The organism is Tropicimonas sediminicola, assembly GCF_900188335.1.
Taxonomy (GTDB): domain Bacteria; phylum Pseudomonadota; class Alphaproteobacteria; order Rhodobacterales; family Rhodobacteraceae; genus Tropicimonas; species Tropicimonas sediminicola.
This window is the reverse complement of record NZ_FZOY01000001.1, coordinates 889587-914591: the sequence shown is the minus strand read 5'-3', so window position 1 is coordinate 914591 and position 25005 is coordinate 889587. Positions and strand designations below refer to the sequence as shown.

Below are 25005 nucleotides of genomic sequence, written 5' to 3'. Positions count from 1 at the left end.
GATGATTTCAATCTCAGACATAAGCATGTGCTCAGGGCTATCCCTAAGCCTCCTGGGTCAAGCCCAGGTGTCCGGTCGAAATGGGGGCCAGTTCATTCACCAATAGTCCGAGACATACTGACCACCCCACAACTTTACCGACCGAACCCCGAGGAAAAGTATCTGTTCTATCGGAGGTCTCCTGCGTCCTACTGCACCATTTCCCAAGCAGCCAATCGCTATTGTCTTTGGTCTCCTTGGAAGGCCCATGTTGTTGAGGTGGTCCGAGGGATAGCACCAGAACCACCCACGGGTGAAATTGGCGAGGATGGGACCATTGACGATGGTGAAGGGTTTGGCTTCAAAAGCGTGGACACCCATAATAAGAGAGAAGACGGGAGACCCTCGGTACACCCTTGGTACAACCTCGGGGATGAATACCCGTTTCGCTTAAGACGCACCAACCTAACCTCTGTCCCTTCGAGCAACCGATTGGTTCGGGGACACGATGAAAGCGTGGACACCCATAGTAAGAGGGCGGCCTAGGGTTCACCCTGGGTTCGCCTTCAACCCACCCAAGTTGGAAAAGCGTGGACACCCATAATAAGAGAGACACAAGACTTTCAGCCGTAGAAGCGTCGTCACCCATAATAAGAGAGACAGACCTCTTGGCCAGACATGCGCTTTCTAGCCAACTCTGCCAGCATGAACCGACTTCACAATCATCCCCAATTCATCCTCGCACGCCTCAACTAATTCCTTTGGCAACCCGGATGACTCCATCTGCTCCGCTATTGTGGATTCCAACTTTGTCAAATCAGATTCCAACCCCATCGATTGGAACTCTTTGACGCTGGACAGTCTTGCTACTAGGCGCTGCATAAAAACTCGGTGCGCAAGCAACCTGCCAGACAATTCATCGAAGAGAACTTTTGATTCACTCATTCAATCAGACCTTAAAGCCAAAGGAAACGACACAGACCAAATACGGCTCTGTGCATTCCTAGGTATTCATTCAGATTCCCAAGGAAAACTCAACAATGACCATGATCAATAAATCCAAACTTCTTCTTACACCGACCTACCTTCCGTTCCTCAAGGAATGCTTCGACACCTCCCACATCGATGATGGTGTCTTGATCTGGCAGGAGCGCCCTCGGCATCATTTCAAGTCGGACAAGTCCCACCAAAGGGTCAACAAGATGTTCGCTGGCAATGCCGCCGGGGACAGGCCGAGACCGACCCGACCACATGTCTATGTGAACATCACTCACCCCGAACTTGGGAACATGCGAATGCCGCTCCATCGGCTGATCTGGTGTCTCAAGTTCGAAGAGACCCCGCCCAAGATGATCGACCACATCAATCGCATTCCCTTTGACAACCGTCCGAAGAACCTTCGACCAATCACGACCAAAGAGAACAACGAAAATTCGATCCATTCCAAAACTTGCCTCAGCTCGGGAGAGGTGACGGCGATGGGGAATGGGAAATTCAAGATGGTCTTCCAGCACCCGGGGGCGAGCGATTGGAAACTTGAGTTCAACGACAAGACCCAAGCAATCGCTTGTATCAATTACCTTTCTTACCTGTACGACGATACGATTTCTCAGGAGTAACAGACGATGGACACGTATGTTATCCGGGAGGCCGCAAAGGCGAACATCAAGGCACTCTGCCTCTACTTCAAAGACCAGGAACCCGGTGAGTTTCACCCTCGGGAGGTCGTCTCCGACCTAGGCATTTCCCACAGTCTATGGCGAACGATCTCCAAGCGTTTCATCTATCCGCCCAACTCGATGGGGCGAAAGGCCCTCGGTCGTGTGGGTGTCTCCATCCAAGACGTCTCCACCAAGAAGACCGGGAACGGTGGAACGATGATTTGCTCTGTCTTCGTGAAGCAAGACCTGGGTGCCTCCGAGGGAACCGATGCACCTGCCTAGGACCGGACAGAATCGCTCCGAGGCGTCTATCAGGCAACGCCGCAACAAGCTCATCAGCGACAAGGCCACCAACAGCAGCAAACCCTGCGTTATCTCAGGGTGCGACAGGCACCGATACTGTGTGTCGACCTACTGCAACACTCACGCCCAACGCTACCGGCGGTATGGTCGTGCTAAGGGGCCGTTGCCCACCGAGGGCGAACTCAGGTCCATCGAGGGTGCCTTCAAGGAATGGCTTGATCAAGACCACCTCGCCACAGACCAGCAACGGCAAGCCTTCAAGCTGGCATGGGCTTCAGGTCAGAAGACCATCACGACCAACCCTGCCTTTGCCCTTCCGTTCTTCCGGCTAGAGGGCAACGAGGGGTTCACCAGACAGGCGAAAGGCTGGGTGATCCTCTCGCATTACTTCCATGTCCAGCGACACTCCCTGTCGGATGCCATGCTCCGACTGATGGCTGTGAGGGTCTGGACGGAGTTCTTCTGGCAGATGCCCGAGGGTCGCCGTGGGTTGACCAAGGAGCGGAACTACTTCGTCCACACATGGGCGGGGTATTACGTCCTGCGAAACTCGGGGTTCACCAAGAGCAAAACCGAAGAGAAGATCATCGGCTGGGAGCGCCCTTGGTATATCTCGGACGATCCCGCCAGAAACCGACCCAAACCTATCACCGAGAAGACGATCAAGAAGGTCGGTCTCACACCCTTCAAGGCTGGCCCGATTGTCAGGGCCATCGGGAAGGAACTCCAAGGTGCTGTCGATCATGCGATGGGCACCACCTGGATCAACGACGCTCGCCTTCTGAAGAGGGCGGCTGATGCCCTCGGGCAACCTCACCACAAGTAATTTCACAAGGAAAATTCAATCAATGACACACGCAATCGACGCCCACGGAAACGTGGTCACCCCGCAGTCCAACCTTCATTCCGAAGGCGACCGCATCGAAGGTATCGACCGTCAGGCAGAGAAGGAGGCCAATGGATACTTCCAGTCGGTCTCTTCCTACATCCCTGACGAAGAGGCCAACAACAACATCGACGTTGTGAAACGGGATGGTTCCCGAGTTCACGCAGGAGGCGACCACCAGCCCAACGACATTCTGCTGATCGACGGAATGGAGGTCACTTACTCGATGGCGCAACAACTCGGGCTAATCGAGGGCGGGAACTTCAATTCGGCTCAGGAAGACTTCTATTCAGATGCCGAGAACAGCCAGCCGGAACCCGAACCGCAGGACACCCGGCCCGAACGTGCACAGCTTCTGGAAATGCAACTCGACATGGCAAGCCAGGGCAAGTCTCAACAGGTGATGGATACTGTCCAGAACGACATTGTTCACCTCGGGGACTTCTCCGAGCAAACCCTCGACTTCGCCCAACGGGAACTCAGCATGAGCGAAGAGTCGGTAAGGACCATGTACAAGGAAATGCAGTCGGCAGGTTCCAACGCGATGGCTGACTTCCTTGAGGTCGGTGATGGCAGGGGCCGTGACCGCATCGAGTTTCTTGTCGACCTCGCCAACAACGGCACCCGAGACCAGAGGGCAACCGTGCGCAACCTGTGGTTCCTTGCGGCAACCGGCAGGTTGACCCAGGACCAAGCCGTTGACGCCTTCGACACGCTCTATCAGCCGTACCAGTGAGGGAGGGTGTCCCCATGACTGACAAGATCGAAGAGACCAGCAAGGAAAGCGCAACCAACGCCACCCGAGAAGACCTTGAGAAGCTCAATGGCCTCCTGATCCGTGCCTTGATCAAGAAGATTGAAGACGGAGACGCCACCGCCACAGACATTGGGAACGCTGTGAAGGTTGTCGTGTCCAACAAGGTGCGACCCGAGGAACCCGAGGGGCCGAATGCCTTCAGGAACTACTTCCCTGATGACCAACTCGATTGGCCGGTGAACGTGGGCAACTGAGCTAGGTCATTGAGTCAAACTGACGCGCATGAAGGGGGGAGAGCCATTGTCTTTCCCCCTGAGGCTGTCTGAGAGGTTCTCTAGCCGCGCCCCGTACAACAAAAGAACCTGAGAGCCGCTCAGAGAGTCACTGAGGGCCAACTTAACCCCCCGAGTCCAGACATACCCGCAAGCCCCTGATGCCGCTGAGAGAGTCTCTGAGGCGCTCTGAGAGGGAGTCAGGGTTCGAGGTTGTCTTTAACATGGTTGATAAGCCACCGTGCGTCATGCCGTGCGTCCGACCGTGGATCAATTTGTTAGGGTTCCAAGGGGCTTGACACCGGAATCACCCTGACTCCATTCTGGGTCTCGCACCCTTTGTCGAAACCAAGGGGCCGCGAACGGATGGAATGGAAGGAGCGTGCTGAATACGTGCGGAACTCGGACTAACCACCGCCGGTTAACCCCATGTTTTACGTTCGTATTCCAGGGTCGCCCACCATCTCCCAACTTTTTCGTTGGCTGCCTGCGGTTTTTTTGCAAGGCCAGCCCCCTGACAAAGACGCCCCTTTCCCGAGCATTCGATCATTCGTGGCGCGGCGATATTCCTGCGGCACACCAAGCCTCAGGCGCTCCCGACGAGCGTGGGCCAAGAGGAAATCCTACGGTCGCTGAAGACCAGAAATCCGACCGTTGCCGTCAAAATCCGGGACATCATTCTCGACGACATCCAGAAGCCAGCCCTCCACGGAATATCGTTGCCGTTGTCGCCTCCCCTGTCCGGAGACAGGGAAGCCAACGTCAAGAAAACATCCCATCGTTTGCTGCACCTTGCGGACGGAGTTCGCCCTGCGACTCACTGGTCGACGACGGGTCCAGTCAGATCGCACTCAGAAAATTGCCGGAGAATGCCAGGATCAGCCCGAGGCAGAGATAGCCGGCCCGGACCGCCAGGGATCGCGCACCCACGAGTCCTGCCGACATGAGCGCCAATCCCAGACCGATGCGGAGAGTGGCCAGAATCGCCAGCACCGGATGCTGTTCCAGCACGATCAGCGCCGGATTGGCGACCATCGCCAACGGGATGATGTAGAGCCCGAATCCCAGGCTCATCGCGGTGACGGCGACCTTCAGCCAGTTCTCTTCGATCATGCCTGCGGCAATGAAAACCGCGCCGCAGACCGGTGGAGTAATCGTCGAGAGGAGTGCAAACCAGAAGACGAAAAGATGGGCCTGCAGCGGGTCGAGACCGAGCTCGATCAGCGCCGGGCCGGCAACGGACACGCAGATCACGTAGGCCGCCGTGGTCGGAACCTCCATCCCGAGTACAAGGCAGGCCAGCGCCGTCAGGAGAAGGGCCGGCCAGAGCATCCCGCCGGACCCCGACAGGATGAGCGAGGTGATCTTGACGCCAAGCCCGGTGATCGACAGCACGCCGATGATGATCGCGGCACATACGATGATCGCGGCGATCATCGACACCTGGCGCGCTGCTGCGAGAAGCGCTTTTTCGATCCGCAGAACCGTCTCCGAGGGGGAGCCCAGGCCGCGTGCGTTGAAGAAGAGGAGGACGAAAGCGGTTAGGATCGCGAGGCTCGCTGCGTATTGCGGGGTCACCTTCAGGCCGAACATGCCCCAGAGCAGAACGCCGAAGGGGACCGCGAAAAAACCCGTGGTGATGATGACATCGCGCAGCCCGGGCCGGTCATCGGCATCGATGCCCCGCAGCGCGAAACGGTCGGCATAGGCGTTCACCCCCACCCAGACGGCGAGGAAATACAGGAACGCGGGCAAGAGGGCCGCCGCCATGACAGAGGTGTAGGGAGTGCCCGTGAGTTCGACCATCACGAAGGCGCCGGCGCCCATGAGCGGAGGCATGATCTGCCCGCCTGAGGAAGCCACGGCCTCGACCGCCGCTGCGAGCCTTTTTGGATAGCCGAGCCGGGTCATGGCCGGGAGCGTGATGGCGCCGGTCGAGGCGACATTGGCGGAAGCCGATCCGGAGATCGATCCGAAGAACGCGGAAGACAGGACCGAGACCTTGGCCGCTCCGCCTTTCAGCCGCCCCGCCGCTGCGGCCGCGAGGTTCATGAACCCCTGCCCTGCCTCGCCCGCATTGAGGACGGCCCCGAAGATCACGAAGATCGCCACGACGTTGACGGAGACCCCCGTCAGACTGCCCCAGATGCCTCCTTCGGCGATGGTCAGCGTGCCCAGGAAGCTTGCCAGCGGCGTCCCAGAGTGACCGAATTCGCCGGGGATGTGCTGGCCCAATAGGCCGTATGCAAGTGCGAGTGCGGCGACCAGCGGCAACGGCCAGCCGATCGCGCGGCGGGCCGCCTCGAGGACGACCGCGAGAAGGACCACTGCAATCGCCGTCTGCCCGGGACCTTCGAGGAAGCCATACTGGTCCGCAAGAATGTCATGCGACCACGCGATCCAGAGACATGCCCCGACGCCCAGAACCGTCAGCACGAGCCCCGTCACCCACCTAAAGCGGGACTGATCGGCCACCAGCAGGATCCATGGGAGCGCAAGCGCGAGGTGCAGCGGTCGGCTGACGAGGTTCGGAACAAGGCCTGAGAAGATCAGACCAAGGTGGTAGGCCACGAGCAACAGCGCTGCGGCAAAGGCGACCAGTCGCATGAGATATCCGGAAAAGGGCAGATTGCCCGGAGGCCAGAGCGACCTCCGGGCGGGTGTCGTTTACATGTTCGCGTCCGTCAGCGTGAAGCCTGCTTCCTTGTAGTAGCGCAGCGCGCCGGCGTGGATCTTGCCGGTGATCGTGGGCATCAGGCTTTCGTCGACGCCCAGCCACCAGGGAGCGCCGGCGCCCATCGCCTCGCGCTCTTCCCAGAACGTCTTGGTCAGTTCGTAGGCCACGTCGTCGCTCATCTTGGTGGTTGTGTAGGCAACAACGGGAAGCGACGTCGTCACGATGTCACTCTCCTGCCCTGCATAGGTCCCGGCGGGGATGACAAGCCGCGTCCGCTTGCTCTCTGCGATCTGATCGTCGGTCAGCGACAGGACGTTGACGCCGACGCTCGCGGCGGCCTCGATCACGTTTGGCGCCGGGTAGGAGCCTGCCGTAACGAACCCGTCGATCTGCCCGTTCTTGAGCGCGGAAACAGCGTTCGACAGTTCGACCTCGGCGAGCTCGACCTTACCCTCCAGCCCGAAGAGCTGCAGGTACTTCTCGCCCTCGCGCGCGCCGAAGGACCCCTTGCCGAGCAGGATCGTCTTGCCCTCCATCCCCGCGAAGTCGGTCACGCCGCTCGCGTCGGACATGACAAAATGCATGGTAAGCGACGGGATCGGGAACAAGGCCCGGATCTCGTCAAAGGCCGGGTCTCCCTTGCCTTCGAACATCGCCTTGCCACCCTGGGCCAGCCCGACCAGCGAGGGCGGCGTGGTGAACACGTAATCCGCGCCACGGGCCTTCACTTCCATGACGTTTTGGACCGAGCCCTGGCTTTCCTCGACCGTAACGATGATCCCGCCGTCGCTGCCGGCCTTCATCGCTTCGGCAACCTGCACGGCCATCTGGTAGTAGGACGAGGTCGACTTGGCAGACTTGAAAGTCACGCGTTCCTGAGCGGCAGCGACACCGGCCGCGAGGGCGAGCGCCGCGGCAGCGGTCGCGACGACAGCGTAACGGATTGATTTCATTTCATCCTCCCAAGGTTTTTCTTTATCTTTCTGGTTCTAAGAGGAACTCGGCACGGTGCCAAGCACAAGTGCCCCTGCCTGGCGCGGCCACCTGACGCTGTGCGCGGCCCCGAAACCGACAGGAGAACAGGCGTGATCGCGACATTGGGCCCGGCCGGCAGCAATCACCATCGGATCGCCACAGGCACGATGGGACGGTCGGAGAAGGACGTGCTGCTCGTCGCCGATTTCCAGACCGCGTTGGATGCAGTCTCGACCGGCAGCGCTGACGAGATCCTTGTCTGCGCCGCACATCCCGACTGCGGAATGGTCGTCGGGCGGGGACAATTCGCGCTCGGACTTCGCCTCCGGAAGGTCTTCATCGCCGAGTCCGCGCCGCTTGCCATTCTGAGCCGACGCGACGTCGAGCAGCCGCGCTCCATTGCCCTGCACCCGGCCACGAGGGACTACACGGATCTTTCGGCGTGGGACGAGGTGATCCCGGTAACCTCCACCGTGGCGGCGGCAGAAGGGCTGCGCACCGGGGCCTGGGACAGTGCGCTGACATTTCTTCGGTATCGATCCGAGGATCTTCTCGTCACGCGCCAGATCGGCGCTCCGACAGACGCCTGGATCGTATTGGGTCCCTGATCCTGCGGCCCCCGGCGCCGCGATGCGCCCGACGTCTTTTTCGGAGCGAGCGTTCATCCCGTTGCTCCGGACGGTCGAAACAACGTGGACACTGTCGATTGCCTGAGGACACATTGCAGCGCTGTATCCTCGCGGACGCCGACGACGAGCCCGATGCGGCGCAAGCTGCGCTCGGCATGGTCTCGTCGTTTTCCGTCCTAGCGTACATCTGATGGTTGCGGTCAGGTGTGAGCCTTCGGAAGATCCACCGGATCTGCATGCCGGTCAGAACGCGACAATCTCCAAACCGCTCAAAAGGATGAGAAAGATCGCGACCGGTGCGACGAACCGCAGTATGAATAGCCACGCCTTGGTCAGGACGCCTGGTCCGCCATCTCCAGCGACTTCCCGGGCCATAACCGGAGCAATGATCCAGCCGGCGAAGATACAGATCAGCAGTCCGCCGATCGGCAACAGAAGCTTGTCCGTCAGCCAACTCGCGGAATCGAGGAAGCCCTGCTCCTTGATGAAGTGGATGTCGCTCCAGATGCCGACCGACAGCGACGACGGGATCCCAAGCAGGAAGATGATCACGCCGGACCCGATCGTGGCCGTTTTGCGGGAGAGCCCCATGTTGGTGAAGAAGGCGACGACCGGCTCGAGAACCGAGACCGACGAGGTCAACGCCGCGATGGTCAGCAGCACGAAGAAGATGATGGCAAAGAAGTACCCGCCGGGCATGGAGTTGAACACCGTCGGCAAGGTCACGAATGTCAGGCCCGGCCCCGCCGCGGGATCCATGCCGAAGGCAAAGACCGCCGGCAGGATGGCCAAGCCGGCCAGAATAGCGACCAGCGTATCGAGGAACGCGATCTGAACCGCGGATTTTCCGAGGTTTGTCTGCTTGTCGACATAGGATCCGAAGGTCAGCAGGATCGCCATGCCGAGGGAGAGCGAGAAGAACGCCTGGCCGAGTGCGGCCATAACGGTATGGGCGGAGATCTTGGAGAAGTCCGGCGCAAGGAAGAACTCCAGGCCTCTCGCCGCGCCAGGGAGGGTGACGGATCGCGCCACCAGCGCAATGAGGATGACAAAGAGCATGGGCATCAGGAACTTGCTGGCCTTCTCGATGCCACCGGAGACGCCCCCGATGACAACCGCCATGGTCAGGCTTGCGAAGATCCCATGGTAGACGATCGGGGCCACCGGAGATCCGATGAAGGAGCCGAATGCCCCCCCGATCGCTTCCGCGTCCATGCCCGAAAACGCGCCGCCGGCGGACTTGACGACATAGGCAATGCACCAGCCGGCCACGACCGAATAGAACGACAGGATGATGACGGCTGTCACGACGCCAAGGACGCCAACGAAGGTCCAGCCGGGCTTGCCGATCTTCCGGAAGGCACTGATGGCATCGGTCTGGGCGTGTCGCCCGATTGCGATTTCCGCAAGCATGACCGACAGGCCGATGGTGAAGACGATCCCGAGATAGATGATGATAAAGGCAGCGCCTCCGTTTTCCCCTGTGATGTAGGGGAATTTCCAGATGTTCCCGAGGCCGATCGCAGAGCCTGCGGTCGCCAGAATGAAACCAAGGCGAGAGCCCCAGTTCTCATGTGCTGCTTTCATTTTTCTGTCCCTGGGCTGTCAGCATTCGCAAGGAGTGCTGGTGAGGCATCCAGCTCGATCCGAGCTTTCGCGGGCCGTAGAACACAAGAGGTCACCGATGGGAATGCGGCATCCGCGGACCGGCCGGTGGTTGTCTCCGCTTGTCCGCAGTTCCAGCGCATGACAGCGAAGCGGTTCGGACGGGTTTCGAACGACCGGGCTGGCTTCCTCTCCGAACCCGCCCCCCGCCGCGACCGGCGGCAGGGCGCCCGCACTCATCATCGGGGTTCTCAAGGTCGAACCGTGGCCGGCTCCGCCATCCGGAGCCGCTTCGCCACCCACCAGAACGCACCGGAATCGGCCTTGCCGGACGAGGTCTGTGGAGGTTGCCGAAAGTGGCGGATGCGACACGAGGCTCGCGACCCGAATGCGCGATGAACGCCCCGACCGGGAAAGGAAAACAGGCTTGAACCAAGCGCTCAATCGGAGAAGACGCCGCTCATGGGCGGGGTGGTGAACGGAAGGAAACGGGCGTCAAGCACTGCAATGGCCCTTGCGCCCGGGGGACGGTCTGTCCCCCGGGCGTGGTTGGGCATCAGCCGAGCTGGAACAGGTCGGCGTCCTGGAGCGTCTCGACCGTGATGTTCTCCACCAGGATCTCGGTCGCCGCGAAGCGGACGAGGGTGTCGTCGCCGGACTGGGTGAAGGCGAGGTCGTTCAGCGTCCTGGCTCCATCGAGGATCGCGATGACGTCACGCCCGGCCTCGAAGTCGGTGATCGTGTCGGTCCCGGCGTCGCCACTGAAGACGAACGCGTCCGCGCCGTTGCCGCCGGTCAGCGTGTCGTTGCCGAGCCCGCCGACGAGGACGTCCTGTCCGTTGCCGCCGTCGAGCACATCGTCCCCGGCGTGGCCCATAAGCGTGTCACTCCCGCCGTTGCCCTGCAACGCGTCGGTCCCGGCGCCGCCTTTCAGAACGTCGGCGCCATGGCCGCCGCCGAGCTGGTCCATGCCAGCTCCGCCCTCGAGCACGTCCATACCGGCGCCGCCCCAGAGCCTGTCGTCGCCGCTGCCGCCCTTGAGGACGTCGTCGTCAGCACCGCCCTTGAGATCGTCGGCGCCCGCGCCGCCATGGAGCGTGTCGGTTCCGGCAGCGCCTCGCAGGCTGTCGTTTCCGGCATTGCCCTCAAGCGTGTCGCCACCGGCACCGCCGTGCAGGAAATCGTCCCCGGTCCAGCCCAGCAGTTCGTCCGCCCCGTCACCGGCCCAGAACCTGTCGTCGCCCGCGCCGCCGATCAGGGTGTCGTCGCCGGCCTTGCCCACGAGCAGGTCCGCGCCGTCATAGCCCCGCAGGGTTTCGGCGTCGTCGGTGCCGATCAGGACCAGGTCGCCGAAAAGAACCGTCGCGCTCGCGGCGCTGGTAACGGTTTCCTCCACGCCGTAGCCGTCGATCCAGGAGACCTCCACGCTGATCTTCGCCCGCGCATCCTCCGCGGTCAGCTCGTGGGCCGTGCCGGTTGCACCGTCGATCGCGCGGCCGTCGCGGAGCCACAGGTAGGCGAACTTGCCCAGCCCATCGGCATCGGCGAGGGCAGAGGTATCCGCGGTGAGCGTCTCACCGACGGTCGTGGCGCCGGTCAGGGCGACCTCGCCGGTGGGGTCGTCGTTGTCGTTGGCGACCGCCGTCGTCGGCGCGCTGGCGACGCTCTCCTCGGTGCCCTTGCCATCGACCCAGGAGACCTCGACCGAGATCTCGCCGTCCACGTCGGCCTGGGTCAGCTCGTAGGTCTTGCCGGTGGCGCCGTCGATCTCGTCCCCGTCGCGCAGCCACTGGTAGTCAAACTCGCCCAGCCCGTCGGCATCGCCAAGATCCGACGTGTCGGCGGTCAGGGTCTCGCCCTGGGCCGGGGTGCCGGTCAGGGTGACCTCGCCGGTGGGATCGCTGTTGATGTCGACCGAGAAGATCTGCGCCTTGATCCCGTAGCCCGAGGTGTCCTGCTGGCCGTCGGCGGACGCCCAGGCGATCACGAAGTCGCCGTCGCCAATCTCCGTGATCGCGGGGAAGACCTGGTAATTGTTCGTCTCGACGTTGACGAGGAATTCCTCACCCTGTTTCACACCCTCGGCGTCAAAGATCTGCGCCTTGATCGCGGAACCGGAGCCGTCCTGCTGACCGTCGTAACTGTACCACGAGACAACAAAGCCGCCGCCGGAAAGCCCGGTGATCGTGGGATGGTATTGGCCGTCAAACGTCTCGATGTTGACGAGGAACTCGCCACCCTGTTTCACACCCTCGGCATCAAAGATCTGCGCCTTGATCCCGTAGCCGGAGCTGTCCTGCTGACCGTCGGAGGAGTGCCACGAGACAACGAAGCCGCCACCGGAAAGCCCCGTGATCGCGGGGGAGGATTGATCGCCATACGTCTCTGTATTGACGAGGAATTCGCCACCCTGTTTTACACCCTCGGCATCAAAGATCTGCGCCTTGATCCCGTAGCCGGAGCTGTCCTGCTGACCGTCGGCGGAGCGCCAGGAGACAACGAAGCCGCCGCCGGAAAGCTCGGTGATCGTGGGGTTGTATTGATCGCTGATCGTCTCGGTATTGACGAGGAATTCGCCGCCTTGTTTGACACCCTCGGCATCAAAGATCTGCGCCTTGATCCCGTAGCTGGATGTGTCCTGCTGACCGTCGGCGGAGAACCAGGAGACAACGAAGCCGCCTCCGGAAAGCTCGGTGATCGCGGGGGAGTATTGAGTGTTATACGTCTCGGTGTTGACGAGGAATTCCGCGCCCTGTGTCTCGCCCTCGGCATCATAGATCTGTGCCTTGATCCCGTAACCGGAGCCGTCCTGCTGACCGTCGTAGGACGCCCACGAGACAACGAAGCCGCCACCGGAAAGCCCGGTGATCGTGGGCACTTCTTGATAGAGGTTCGTCTCGGTATTGACGAGGAATTCGCCGCCCTGTTTCACGCCCTCGGCATCATAGATCTGCGCCTTGATCCCGGAACTGGATGTGTCCTGCTGACTGTCGTAGGAGTACCACGAGACAACGAAGCCGCCGCCGGAGAGCCCGGTGATCGTGGGCTTGTATTGATCGCTATACGTCTCGGTGTTGACGAGGAATTCAGTGCCGATTTTCTCAAGTTCCATTATGACTCGTTCTCCGTTGCGCGAAATCAGCGCATTCGTTCAGGCGCGCCGGAGGAGGCCGGCGCGCGGTTGGACATGAAATTTGCGGATGACCCCAAACACGGCCCAGCGAGCTTCCGCTCGACCTGAGCCGCATCCACCCTTGCTACTTTTCGTTTACTTTCATGGCGCTACCAGAACGGGAGGAGTGGGGCCGAATTAAGTCAAACAATCGGAAATTGTGGGAGAGCGGGCGATTACGCCGCGAGAGGCGATGCCGGCCGTTGGCGCCTTGCGTCGCAGAGGATTGTTGATCGCCTGCCCTGCCGAACCGTCGCACAGGGCTCGATCCCTTCGCTCCAGCCGTTGTACGACTCTTGCCATCCCGGTCATGGAATTGAGACTGCGGGCACCGTATCGGCGAACGGCGAATCGGATCGCCTTCCACCTATCCGATTGCGACGTTTCTCTCCTGCTCGTCGAACCAGTAGAGCCGGCTTCGGTCGAATTCGACGGAGACATGCGCACCTTCATCGGGTGCGTCTCCGCCACTGTAGATCGCCAGGCACTGCCCCAATCCTTCGAGATCGAGATGCAGGAGGGATCCGGCCCCCGTGTATTCGTTGTTCACGACCCGACCGGTCACCGGTCCGTCAGCCGACGGCAGGACCCGGATGTCCTCCGGTCGCAATCCGGCCCGGGCGGCCCGGGGTGCCGGGCGGGCGGTGTCTAGAATGTTCGCCGGAAGCCCGGAGGCATCGAACAGGTTCATCTTCGGGCTGCCAATGAACTGCGCCACGAAAGTATTCACCGGCCGGTAATAGAGATCTCGCGGGGAGCCGATCTGCTCGACCATGCCATCCCGAAGGACAACGATCTTGTCGGCCAGCGTCATCGCCTCGATTTGGTCGTGGGTGACGTAGATCATCGTGTTGCCGAGGCGCTTGTGCAGGCCCGAGATCTCGGCGCGCATGTGGACCCGCAACTCGGCGTCGAGATTGGAGAGCGGCTCGTCGAAAAGGAAGACCTCCGGATTCCCGACGATCGCCCGACCGATGGCGACCCGCTGGCGCTGCCCGCCGGACAGTTCTCGCGGGAAGCGGTCCAGCAGGCTGTCGAGCTTGAGGGTCCTCGCTGCCTCGTCGACGCGCCGCTCGATCTCGGGCTTGGCCACCTTGCGGACCTTCAGGCCGAAGCCCATGTTTTCCCGCACCCGCAGGTGCGGATAGAGCGCGTAGGATTGAAAAACCATCGCCACGCCGCGCTTCGCGGCGGGCACGTCGTTCATGCGCTCTCCGCCGATCGTCAACGTGCCACCGGTGATGTCCTCCAGACCGGAGATGCAGCGCAGCAGGGTGGACTTGCCACAGCCGGACGGGCCGACGAAGACGACGAACTCGCCGTCCTCGATTTGCAGGTCCACGTTGCGGATCACCTCCAGCTTGCCGAAGGACTTGCAGACGCCGGTGAGGGTCAGGTCAGCCATGTTTCGTCTCCTTCCCCAGCCCCATCAGTCGGCCCGCCCGAAGAGTTCCAGCCGCGCAGTGCGATAGATGTGCCGCGGCCATTCGAGGGGGATCGCGAACCGCTGGCGCAACAGATCCTGGTAGGCCGAGAGATGTTCCGGCGTCTCGCGCACCCCGCGCGGTGTCTCGCCGGTGTCGAGGCAATAGGCGGCCAGTGCGCCGACGGCCTCGCCGATGTTCCATTCCACCGGATGCAGGCGGTAGCAGCCGTTGGTGATATGGGTCGACCCGATGTTCTTGCAGGCCGGCAGCAGGTTCTCCACCCGCTCCGGAATCAGCGCGCCGAGCGGGATCTGGAAAGGCCAGTTGGCGATGTCCACGTAGTTGCGCGGCGCGGTGGAGGGGTGCAGGTCGATGCGATAACTGCCGACCCCGACGCTGTCGGCGAAATTCTCGGCCCCGACCAGCCCCTCGCGGGCATCCACGCCCACGTGGTTCTCGGTCACGGTGAACAGCGCCTTGATCCGGCGGCTTTCCCGGATGTAGGGCGCGACCGTCAGGCCATCGAGCGTCCCCATGACCTCGCCGGCCGGCCGCAAACCGCGATAGCCGGTGCCGCCGTCGTGGCGGGGGGCTTCGGTCTGCATCCAGTAGAGCATCGAGAGCGACAGCTGGCGGGCGCCTTCGAGGTGGCGTTTGGCCTCCTCCGGGGAGATGCCGACAATCGGCCCTTCGCAATAGTCGATCTGCGGCCAGTTCACGAGGCACACATCGGAGGGAAAATGCCCTACCGCATGGTTTCGGCGTCGCAGGATGCGCCGATAGTGCCAGTTGTCCTCGACCCCCTCGGCATCGCTGTCACCGGCGAAAAGCGGGCGGGTGTCCGGTTCCAGGGTCACCGGGTCCGGACCCGTGAAGGACACCTGCCGGTCGGGCCAGAAATCGAGCTTGTAATCGCGCCACTTGTCGTAGTCGACCGGCCGGTCGATCGTGTGATCCTCGTCCGGGTGATAGGACATGGCGAAACACCAGCTCACGGCCTGCTGGTCCATCGGGTTCGCCTTGGCGAGGGCCGAGGGCTCGCCGGTCTCCGACTGTGCTTCTGCCCCGATCACGTGTTCCATCGCGCCAAGGTCGAGCAGGTCGCCCAGTTCGGTCGCATCGATGATGTAGCGGCCGTGCAGGACAAGCGGGCCAAATTCCCGACTCTCGACCTCGACGGCGTTGAAGCGATCACCGGTTTGCTCGACTGCGATCGGCCGCGTGTTCAGCAGCACCGTGAGGCGCTCGGTTCCATGCCAGGGTGCGAGCATCTCCTCGATCACCGCGACACCGACGCGCGGCTCCGCCGTCAGAGGGCTGACGTTGCCGCTGCCGGGATTGAGAAGCGCCAGCCCGCGCGCCGTGTCCGTAAGCGGATAGTGGCGCCGGTAGTAGTTCCGGATACCCTCGCGGAGCTGCCGGTAACTCGCGGTGGAGCCGGCCTTCTCGATCCAGGGGTTCTCGTCCGGCGGCACCGCCTGTGTGGTCAACTGCCCGCCGAGCCACTTGTATTCCTCGGTCAGGATCACGCTGCGGCCCATCCTGAGCGCGGCCAGGGCCGCCGAGACGCCCCCAAGGCCGCCGCCGATGATGATAATGTCTGCGTTCAGGTCTTTCATGGTGTGCTATCCCTTAACGCCCGAGAGGGCGAAGCTTTCGACGATCTGACGCTGTGCGGCGATGTAGACGACCAGGATCGGCACGACGGCCAGGCTGGTTGCCGCCATCTGCAGGTGCCAGAGCGGCAGTCCATAGGCGTCGGTGAAGTTGGAGAGCGCGAGCGGCAGGGTGAAGAGCTCGATATCGCTCAGGAAGACAAGCGGCTCCAGGAAGAGGTTCCAGGAGAACAGGAAGGTGATGATGCCCACCGCGGCGAGCGCCGGGCGCGAGAGCGGCAGCGCCACCTTCCAGAAGATGCCGAAGCGGGAAAGGCCGTCCATCCGCGCGGCCTCCTCCAGTTCCGGGGGGAGCGCGGTGAAGTACTGCCGCATCAGGAAGGTCGCCATGACGCCCTGGCTGCCGAACATCGGCAGCAGGATCAGCGGCATATGGGTGTTCATCAGGCCCAGCCACTTCATCAGGAAGAAGTTGGGGATGATCGTCACCTCCTCCGGCATCATCAGGGCCGAGATCAGGAGGAGCAGAAGCAGGCCGCTGCCCGCAAAGCGGATACGGGCGAGAGCGTAGCCTGCCAGCGAGGAGATGAAGAGCGTTCCCGCCGTCACCACGCAGGCGATGTAGAGCGAGTTGAAGTATTGCCGTGCGAAGGGCTGATAGGAGAAGACCTCGGCGTAGTTCTCCCAATGCCATGTTTCCGGCAACAGGGTGAGCGTCGGCGCGAAGATCTCCGTCTGCGATTTCACCGCCCCCGAAAGCATCCACAGGAAGGGAAAGACGAACGGCACGGCGAGGATCGCGAGCGAGAGGTACCAGCAGACGCGTACGAAAGGTGACTGGAAACGGGTCATCTGGCCCCCCCGCGCTGCTTCAGAATGACCTGTGTGATCGTGAGGAGCACGATCAGCAGGAAGAGGATCACCGCCAGAGCCGCGGCATAGCCGACATGGAAGAACTCGAACGCCTGCTCGTAGATGTAGAAGGCCAGCACCAGCGTTCCGTTCTCCGGCCCCCCCTCGGTCATCAGGTAGATATGATCGAAGACCTTCAGCGAGCCCACGACGGTAATCACCATGATCACGAGTGTCGTGGGCGCCAGCAGCGGCCAGGTGATCATGCGAAACACCTGCCACCCCGACGCCCCCTCCAGTCGCGCCGCTTCCTCGTAGTCCCGCGGGATGGATTGCAGGGCGGCGATGTAGAGGATCATGTTCAGACCGACGGTCTTGAACACGCGGGTGACGATCACCGCGAACATCGCCCAGTCGGGATGGCGCAGCCAGTTCGGCCCGTCGATGCCGATCAGCGCGAGCATCTGGTTCACCGCGCCGCTCTCGCCCTGCAGCAGGAAGGTCCAGACGATCGCCCAGGCGACCGCCGCCGTCACCACAGGCGCAAAGAAGATCGTGCGAAAGATCACGACGCCCCTGAAGGGGCGCGAAAGGGCCACGGCGAGTGTCAACGCCAGGACCATGTTGAGCGGCACCAGGCCGGCGGCAAAGACCAGCGAGTTGCGCAGCACGGTCCAGAACTCCGGGTTCCGGCTGAGCGCGTCGACGTAATTGTTCATGCCCACGAAGGTCGATTGCTGCGTGAGCAGGTTCCATTCCGTCAGCGAGTAGCCCAGCACCGCCACCAACGGCCCGACAAAGAAGATCAGGAAGCCGATGGTGATCGGGCTGACGAACAGCCACCCGACAAGCGCTTCTCGCGCGCGCAAGGTGAGCGGTGGCCGGATGGCTGTGTCCTTCATTGTCCGGGCCTCAGAGCAGCGGTTCGATCGCCGCGCAGACGTCGTCGAGCACCGCTTTGACATCGGCATCAGGCTTCCACAGCGCATCGAACTTCGGCCGCATGGCGGCTTCGATCTGCGGATAGGCGACGTGCCCCGGCGCGACCGAGCCATTGGCAATGCCATCGGCCACGATCTTCATCTGGTCCGGCGTCACCGCGTCGTTGCTCGACAGGAACGCCTCGCCCTCGAGGACGGACGTGCGCGCCGGCGGGAAGAATTCTGCCATGACGGCGACGTTCTCGGCACTGGTCATATGGGCCAGGAACTCGGCCGCAAGTTCCCGCTGCTTGCCCTGGGCAAAGGCCACGACAGCGGCCTGCCCGATGACAGAGGCGGCACCGGCCGGACCGGAAGGCAGCGGAGCGACACCCCAGTCGAACGCGGCGTCCTCCAGCTTGGAGACGCGGCTGAGCTGCGTGACGGTCAGCGCGGCATTCCCGGTAAAGAAATCGCCCTGCTCGCCCGGAGGCACGGCGGAGAGATCCTTGAAGATCATGTCGTGGTAGAGCGTGATCGCTTCGACGGCCTCGTCGCTCGACAATCCGCAAGCGCCGTCGCTCCATGCATCGCCACCGTAGGAGCGGACAATCGGGATCAGAGTGTGAATGACCCGGCCGCCATAGCCCTGCCCGTCCACGCTCTGGAAGCCCCAGACGCCGGCCTCGGCGTCGGCCAGCGCCGCGGCATCCTGCTTCAACCGCTCCCAGGTCCATTCGCCCCTGGCAGCCAGCACGTCCGGATGCTCCAGCCCGGCCGCGTCATAAAGCTAGGCATTGTAGTAGACGATGAAGGGAGAGGTCGAGAACGGCACGCCATAGACGGCGTCTCCAGACTGCCACAGCCCCATCGCCGCCTGGGACAGGTCATCGAAATCGTACCCTTCGGTGCCCTTCAGCGTCTCCGACACGTCGGCAAGCACGCCCGCATCGACGAATGTTGGAGCGGAATTTTCCAGCAGCCAACCGAGATCCGGTGGATTGCCGCCAGCCAGTTGCAGGGTGATTTTCTGCACGTAGTCGGCGAAAGGAACCGTCTCGAACCGAACCGTCACATCCGGGTGCCTTTCGGTGAAGCTGGCCGCAATCCCGTCCAGCATCGCCAGGTGCGCGTCGCTGCCGGTCCAGACAGTGAACCGAAGCTCCTCCGCGAGAGCCGTGCTGCCGCACAAACCGGCGGCAACGGCGCCAGCCCCGATTAAGCGCTTTATCAAGTTGGCCTGCAATTCCATGATTTCTCCTCCTCTGGAATAGGGTGTCAGTGGGCGGGCGCGACCCGTCGCAGGGTTTCGCCGGGAATGAAACTGCAGGGCAGCGTCGTCTGTGCCGCGCCAGTGACCCTCCCGTCGAGTTGAGCCAGCAGGAGGCGGACGGCCTCCCGGCCCATCTCTTCGCGTGGAACCTCGAACCGGGTCCACCGCGTAATGCGCCTGGTGTCCTCCAGCGGCGTCCCGAGGACCGCCATGGACAGATCGTCCGGGACGGACATGCCCCTCGAACCGAGCAGTTTCTCGATGCGCTCCGCGTGCTCGAGCGTCTCTGCGAGGACAAGCGTGACGCCGTTGGCAAGCAAGCTCTGCAACCAGGCTGCGTCGAGCTTGTCCGGATCCAGGTGCCAGCACCATTCGGGCCCCTCGTCGAGCCCCAACCCTTGCATCGCGGAGCGAAATCCCTCTTCCCGGTCAAGTTGCTGTTCCCGGATTGTGGCGCTGCCGACGAAGGCGATGCGCCGATGACCCTTCTCGTGGCCAAGCAGGACGATCTCGGCGGTCGCATCGGCATAGCCAGCTGCGGCCCAGTTCAGCTCGACGCGGCTTGAGTGCCGCCGCCCCACCGTCACGAAGGGAAACCCTTCGTCGGCCAGTCGCTCCATCTCGCTGGGGTCAGGCTCCTGGCCGAGCAGGATCGCGCCATCGGCCACACCGAGGCGGTTCGACCCACCGGCAAAGATCTTTCTCGGCTGACCCTCGGTCTGTACCGAGGTGAACAGCAGCAGGTCATAGCCCGCACCGGACACCTGCATCTCGATCCCGCGCAGCATCGGGTAGAAGAAGTTTCCCCGTTCGGATGGAAACACCGGTTCGTAGGTGAACACGCCGAGGATGTTGCGCTTTCCGCGAGCGAGGGATTGGGCGATCGGGTTCGGCGTGTAGCCCAACTCTCGAACGACTTCCCGCACACGTTCCGCCGTTTCCGGGCTGACGCGCACTCCGGTGGCGCTGTTGGGATTCAGGATGGCCGAGACAACCGCCGTCGAAACGCCGGCCCGACGCGCGACGTCTGCCTGCGTGACCCGACGTTTCCTGTTCGTTGTGTGACTCGGCATCCTGTGCCCCCGCTGATTAAGCGCTTTATCATGCGGGCTTGGAGAAAGCAACATGTCGCTTTTGCGCGACATGACGGGCATTCGGAGAGTGGCAACTGGACCTGGCAACCTGACGAAGGACCGTGCGGAACTGCCGTTCCGCACGGAGGCTGCACTTTGCGGGTTCAGGCGCGGCCGGAGAAGAGGTCTTTCCTGACGATCGCGTGGACCCCCCAGTTGCCGTCGACGACCTGCGTGATCCCGAAGTCGACGCCGACCGACATGAGCGAATGCGCCTCGTCCTCGCTCAGGCCTTTCGTCGTCATCAGGAACTTCCGCATCTTGCGGAAGGCATCCCGCATCGCGTCATCTATGGACGACTTGCCGTAGATGTCCGCGTGTGCGGTCGCGCCCAGCGCGTCGAGGTAGTTCGGCATCGAGAAACCGTGCACCAGCCATTCGGTCTGGGTTTCCAGCATCGGGTGATCCATTTCCTCCAGCGGCGTCCCAGCAAGGTTTGCCTTCTTGTGCAGGATCAGCTGGAACGTGCCCGTCAGCGAGCATTCGATCGCGGTGCCGCAGAGTTCGCTGTCGCCCTGCGACGCATGCGGGTCGCCGACCGAAAGCAGGGCGCCATCCACGGCCACCGGGTAGTACATGGTCGCACCCTTGCCGATGCGCCAGTTGTCGACATTGCCGCCGGTGTAGCTGGGCGGAACGGAGTCGACGTACTCAGCCTCGGCCGGAGCCACGCCGAGCGTGCCGAAGTGGGGGCGGATCGGAATGCGGATGCCTTTCAGAACGTCGTAGTTCCGGCTGGTCAGCGAATGGTCTACCGGCACGCCGGGGTAGTCGATGGTCGGATGCGTCACGCCGAAAGGATCGGTCTGAGGCACCCATTTGAAGTTGTAGACCGCCTCGGCCCAATTCTTGTCGCCGGTTGCATCGACCTCGTAGATCGTGATGACCTCTCGTTTCGCCCCCCCCAGCATGTCGTTGTAATGGTAGCCCCACCACGCGGCCGCATTGGAGCCAAAGCTCTTGCCGGTGAACTCCGGGTTGGCGCAGGGACGCGGTGCGCAGTCGAGGATACGGACCTCGAGCACATCGCCGGGCTCGGCACCACGCACGTAGACCGGACCTGTCAGGATATGCACGCCCTGCCCGTCCCCGGAGCCGATCTTGTAGACGGACGGATCGGTGGATCCCGCACCGCGGCGGTCGACCCCTTTCTTGTCCTTGGTCCAGAGGTAGACGCTCTCCGCGCCTTCATCGCCCTGAACCATCCGCTCGAGGTCGTCGCCGGCGTGATGGGTCAGCGTCTCGATGGTCACGATGTCGCCGCTGTCGACCTCCACCTGTGGCTTCAGCGTCTTGCTGAAATAGCCCCAATGGACGGTATCGGAATTCGCAGGAAGGTAGTGATAGGAGGGTGTCGACGGGCCGTTTCCGGCACTCGTCTGCGCCAGCGCCGGCGTTACCAGCGACAGCCCGCCCGTGGCTCCGGCCGCGGCCAGTGTCCCGGCGCCCATCAGACCGGCCCCGAGAAAACCGCGCCGGCCGGGATTGATCTCTTCCTTGAACTGTCGGAAATGCGCCTCGAAATCAGGGCAGTTCACGTCGTCTCCACGACACATGATCGTTTCTCCTGTTGCCAATGTTCGGGTGCCGGCATCTTCAGTTGGATGCGGCCTCGCCGCTTTGGCAAGCGCGCGGGCCTCATCGTCGCCAGTCGCTCAAAGAGCGGCACGACGAGAGAAAAACACCGCGCCGACAGGCGCTTGGCGGGCTTTGCGCGGCTCCGGGCATCAGCGAGACCGCTGACGGTTGCGTATCCGGGCAATAGTTTGTGCACGTGCTGCAAAGCGATCGCCGGCACAGACGCATAATAATGCGGCACACTGGCGGGAATTGTCGTTTGCAACGCGAATTCGAGGCGGATCGGGCCTGGGGTGAAGTTAGCATTTCTGGGATGGATATGGCTCACGGACCGGATCATCTGGATCTTTCCACGCTGCCGGAGGCGTCGCGCGCCGACGCCTGGCGTACAGGGCTGGCCGAGTTGGGGCTGAGCGCCGCATCGGGCGACAACGCCGCCCTGACCGGCGTGTTGGGCGTCAGGAAGCTTGCGAGCGGAATGCGGCTGGGACGCCTGACAGGCCCGGCGCAGGAAATTCACGCCAGTCCCCCCCGCTCCCGACCCGCTCCGCTGCTGGCGATCCTGACACTTCGCAGTCGTGGCGTGCTGTCGTCCGAAGGGCACGTGCAGTATTTCGCCCAGAACGATCTCGCGGTGTTCGACCAGGGCACCGAATGGTTCCTGCGGTGGACCGGCGATGCCCGGGCAATCCTGCTGGAGTTTCCGCACGAGTCCGTTTCCACCCGGCTTGGCCGGCACCGGCCAGGCCGGCCGCTGGTGCTGGGCAGTTCCGTGGCCGCCGACATGGCGCGGTCCATGCTGTCCGTCCTCGGTGCGCAGTTCGACACGCTCACCCAACAGGACCTTGCGGCGAGCGAGGGAACACTGCTCGACGCCATCTGCAGCGCCATCGTCCGCGAGACGGATTGCGACGACGGATCGATGACGCCGGTGCAGGTGGCGCACTTCCGTCGTGTCGCGGCGGCGATCGATACCCGGCTTGCGATGCCGGATTTGTCCCTCGCCGACGTCTCCGCCATGGCGGGGCTGTCACCACGCTACGTGCAGCGGCTGTTCGAACTGCATGGAGACAGCTTCACGCGATACATCCGCCAGAAGCGGCTCCTGCGCAGCCGCGCGGATCTGCTCGACATCAGCCAGAACGCCGTCAGCATCGCGCAGATCGCGCATCGCTGGGGGTTTGCCAGCGCCTCGCATTTCAGCCGCTCTTTCCGCGACGCCTTTGGCATCTCGCCGCGCGAAATGCGTGAGGACAACCGCCACGCGCCGTTGCCCTATGCTTTTCGGGGAAACCCTGGCGAGGTGTCCCACCCGGACCGGGCCAACAGAACACGGCAGCCCGCTCGAGAACCGGCCGATCTCGTAGGCGGCCTTCCCGGACCGGCGTTGGGCAACGACAACTCCGCCGATTTCGTGCTTCCGGCGCGGGCTGACACCGTGCACTGGGGCCATTTCAGCCGGTCCATCCCGCCTGTTCTCTACGTGCCGTCCGGCTCGGTTGTCCGGGTCGAGACCCTTACCCAACATGGCGGCGATGACTATGCCAGGTTCATCGAAGGCGACCCCGGGGCGGAAAGCGTCTTTCGCTGGACCCGTGACGCCAAGGCGGTGGACCGGCGAGGCGCGGGGCCGATGGATGCCTCGATCTTCGGGCGCGGCGCGGGCGAAGGGTTCGGGGTGCACATTTGTACCGGGCCGATCCATGTGAACGGCGCCGAACCAGGCGACATCCTCGAGGTCGAGATCATCGAGATCGCGCCGCGCCCGTCCGGCAATCCGCTTTTCAAGGGTAAGGCATTTGGCTCAAATGCCTCCGCATGGTGGGGGTATCAGTACAACGACCCGCTGCAAGGGACATCGCCGCACGAGACGGTGACGATCTTCGAGGTGGATCTCGAACGCCCCGACGAGGCGCGCGCGCTCTATCAATACGACTGGACACCGCAAACCGATCCCTTCGGCATCGAGCATCGGACGATGGACTATCCCGGTCTCCCGGTCGACCACGGTTCGGTCGAGCACCGCCAAACGCTCCCGGGGATCGTCGTGCCGGCGCGTCCGCACTTCGGTTTCGTCGGCGTCGCGCCGCGCGAGGCGAACATCGTGGATTCGATCCCGCCGGGATACTTCGGCGGCAATGTCGACAACTGGCGCGCCGGGCCGGGTTCCCGAATCTACTTGCCCGTCGCGGTCGAAGGTGCATTGCTGTCGATTGGCGACGGTCATTTCAGCCAGGGAGATGGCGAGATCAACGGAACCGGCCTCGAGATGTCCCTGACGGGAACGGTCCGGCTGAGGCTGCACAAGGCCGGGACGGACATGCCTGCGCAAGTGCGCGGGCTGTCGGCCCCGATCATAGAGACTTCCGACGAATGGGTGATCCAGAGCTTCAGCTTCGAGAACCACCTACGGGACCTGGGGCGCAGCGCCCAGACCGATGTCTACACGCGTTCCTCGGTGGACCATGCGCTGCGCAATGCCTTCCGCCAGGGGCGTCGCTTCCTGATGGACGTTTATGACCTAACCGAGGACGACGCGCACGCCCTGCTGTCCGTCGCGGCGGATTTCAGCGTCACGCAGGTCGCGGATGGGAATTTCGGGGTTCATGTGACGATCCGGCGGTCGCTTTTCAGCCCCTCCGAAACTTCGGGAACTCCTTGAAAAGCTTGACCGCGCCAATCCTGCGACCAGTCAGAGCTGGCTGCGACTCCGGGCAGCAATCGACAACGAGATTGACCGGGTTGCCCACAGCGAAGCCCGCCTTTTCATGTGCAAGGGGGGATCCGATGCCACGCCTGAACGGTACGGGCGGCCTTGACAGGCGTTCAACGGGCGCGCGCAAAACGTCAGTGAAGAGCAATCCGCGCCTCGCCCCTTGGGGAGCTCCTCCGGCAGCATAGCCGACACCTTCGGACGACTGCCGCGAGCAAAGGAGCCCCCACGACTTCCCGCCAGAGCACCGGTCGGCAAGGGGCATTTCCGTTATTTGCCGTGTGCCTGCGCCACGATGAGCAGACAGAATGTACCTTTTTGTGTGTTTTCAGAAGACGCCGGTTTCCTGCCGACGGGAGAGCTGCGTCGAGCCATACGCCAAGCACATGCAACTTCAGGTCATTCCCTGGACCCTGCTTTTTCAAACAGTATCAGACAGCTACATCGCTCACCTCACGTGGCGCAACGCAACGTTCCGAGAGCCTTGCGCAACGCCCGTTGGTCCTGAGGCGGACAACTGCTCGGGCGGGACGACAGTAGTTGACGGATTACGTAGGTCTTCACTATTGCGTCGGAA

At 62.6% G+C, this 25005-nt stretch carries 18 protein-coding genes and 1 pseudogene; 7 read left to right on the top strand and 12 right to left on the bottom strand.

The window, feature by feature from the left end:
* The first annotated feature begins 1019 nt into the window (after positions 1 to 1019).
* From CHB86_RS04235 to CHB86_RS04215, 5 genes are all read left to right on the top strand, one after another.
* Positions 1020 to 1598, top strand: a complete 579-nt coding sequence (locus tag CHB86_RS04235; protein WP_089231523.1) for an HNH endonuclease — start codon at positions 1020 to 1022, stop codon at positions 1596 to 1598.
* 6 nt (positions 1599 to 1604) lie between these two features.
* Positions 1605 to 1922, top strand: a complete 318-nt coding sequence (locus CHB86_RS04230) for a hypothetical protein (RefSeq protein WP_089231521.1) — start codon at positions 1605 to 1607, stop codon at positions 1920 to 1922.
* Between the two features lie 184 nt (positions 1923 to 2106).
* Complete coding sequence (locus CHB86_RS04225) at positions 2107 to 2769, top strand: hypothetical protein (RefSeq protein WP_141134821.1); 663 nt, start codon at positions 2107 to 2109, stop codon at positions 2767 to 2769.
* Positions 2770 to 2791: 22 nt separating this feature from the next.
* A complete protein-coding gene (locus tag CHB86_RS04220) occupies positions 2792 to 3565 on the top strand; it encodes a hypothetical protein (RefSeq protein WP_089231518.1) in 774 nt (257 codons plus the stop codon).
* A 14-nt stretch (positions 3566 to 3579) separates the two neighbouring features.
* Positions 3580 to 3840 (top strand): hypothetical protein, encoded by a 261-nt coding sequence (locus tag CHB86_RS04215; protein ID WP_089231516.1) that lies wholly within the window; start codon positions 3580 to 3582, stop codon positions 3838 to 3840.
* An 858-nt stretch (positions 3841 to 4698) separates the two neighbouring features.
* Here the strand turns inward: CHB86_RS04215 and CHB86_RS04210 are convergent.
* A complete protein-coding gene (locus CHB86_RS04210; RefSeq protein WP_089231514.1) occupies positions 4699 to 6465 on the bottom strand; it encodes a TRAP transporter permease in 1767 nt (588 codons plus the stop codon).
* A gap of 60 nt (positions 6466 to 6525) precedes the next feature.
* Positions 6526 to 7488 carry a TAXI family TRAP transporter solute-binding subunit gene (locus tag CHB86_RS04205; protein WP_089231512.1) on the bottom strand — a complete coding sequence of 321 codons (963 nt, stop codon included), beginning with the start codon at positions 7486 to 7488 and terminating at the stop codon, positions 6526 to 6528.
* Between the two features lie 132 nt (positions 7489 to 7620).
* Here CHB86_RS04205 and CHB86_RS04200 point away from each other — a divergent pair, with 132 nt between their 5' ends.
* Complete coding sequence (locus tag CHB86_RS04200; RefSeq protein WP_089231510.1) at positions 7621 to 8118, top strand: hypothetical protein; 498 nt, start codon at positions 7621 to 7623, stop codon at positions 8116 to 8118.
* A 264-nt stretch (positions 8119 to 8382) separates the two neighbouring features.
* Here the strand turns inward: CHB86_RS04200 and CHB86_RS04195 are convergent, their stop codons facing one another.
* From CHB86_RS04195 to CHB86_RS24865, 10 genes and pseudogenes are all read right to left on the bottom strand, one after another.
* Complete coding sequence (locus tag CHB86_RS04195) at positions 8383 to 9726, bottom strand: sodium-dependent transporter (RefSeq protein ID WP_089231508.1); 1344 nt, start codon at positions 9724 to 9726, stop codon at positions 8383 to 8385.
* Between the two features lie 574 nt (positions 9727 to 10300).
* Entirely contained in the window at positions 10301 to 12856 is a 2556-nt protein-coding gene (locus CHB86_RS04190; protein ID WP_089231507.1) for a calcium-binding protein, read from the bottom strand.
* A gap of 427 nt (positions 12857 to 13283) precedes the next feature.
* The gene (locus tag CHB86_RS04185; RefSeq protein ID WP_089231505.1) at positions 13284 to 14321 is read right to left on the bottom strand and encodes an ABC transporter ATP-binding protein; all 1038 of its coding nucleotides are present in this window, start codon (positions 14319 to 14321) and stop codon (positions 13284 to 13286) included.
* 24 nt (positions 14322 to 14345) lie between these two features.
* Positions 14346 to 15962: an FAD-dependent oxidoreductase gene (locus tag CHB86_RS04180; protein WP_089231503.1), complete on the bottom strand. Its 1617-nt coding sequence runs from the start codon at positions 15960 to 15962 to the stop codon at positions 14346 to 14348.
* 6 nt (positions 15963 to 15968) lie between these two features.
* A complete protein-coding gene (locus CHB86_RS04175; RefSeq protein ID WP_089231502.1) occupies positions 15969 to 16811 on the bottom strand; it encodes a carbohydrate ABC transporter permease in 843 nt (280 codons plus the stop codon).
* Complete coding sequence (locus CHB86_RS04170) at positions 16808 to 17713, bottom strand: carbohydrate ABC transporter permease (RefSeq protein ID WP_089231501.1); 906 nt, start codon at positions 17711 to 17713, stop codon at positions 16808 to 16810. The genes CHB86_RS04175 and CHB86_RS04170 overlap by 4 nt, the downstream gene beginning before the upstream one ends.
* Positions 17714 to 17723: 10 nt before the next feature.
* Positions 17724 to 18851 (bottom strand): annotated as a pseudogene (locus tag CHB86_RS24875) (ABC transporter substrate-binding protein).
* 158 nt (positions 18852 to 19009) lie between these two features.
* The gene (locus tag CHB86_RS04160) at positions 19010 to 20077 is read right to left on the bottom strand and encodes a LacI family DNA-binding transcriptional regulator (RefSeq protein ID WP_176442761.1); all 1068 of its coding nucleotides are present in this window, start codon (positions 20075 to 20077) and stop codon (positions 19010 to 19012) included.
* Positions 20078 to 20241: 164 nt separating this feature from the next.
* Entirely contained in the window at positions 20242 to 21693 is a 1452-nt protein-coding gene (locus CHB86_RS04155) for an acetamidase/formamidase family protein (RefSeq protein WP_089231497.1), read from the bottom strand.
* On the bottom strand, positions 21672 to 22043 hold the full coding sequence (locus tag CHB86_RS24865; protein ID WP_141134820.1) for a hypothetical protein: 372 nt from the start codon (positions 22041 to 22043) through the stop codon (positions 21672 to 21674). Before CHB86_RS24865 ends, CHB86_RS04155 begins: the two co-directional genes overlap by 22 nt.
* Here CHB86_RS24865 and CHB86_RS04150 point away from each other — a divergent pair.
* The gene (locus tag CHB86_RS04150; RefSeq protein WP_217898260.1) at positions 22029 to 24377 is read left to right on the top strand and encodes an acetamidase/formamidase family protein; all 2349 of its coding nucleotides are present in this window, start codon (positions 22029 to 22031) and stop codon (positions 24375 to 24377) included. The genes CHB86_RS24865 and CHB86_RS04150 overlap by 15 nt on opposite strands.
* Positions 24378 to 25005: the final 628 nt, after the last annotated feature.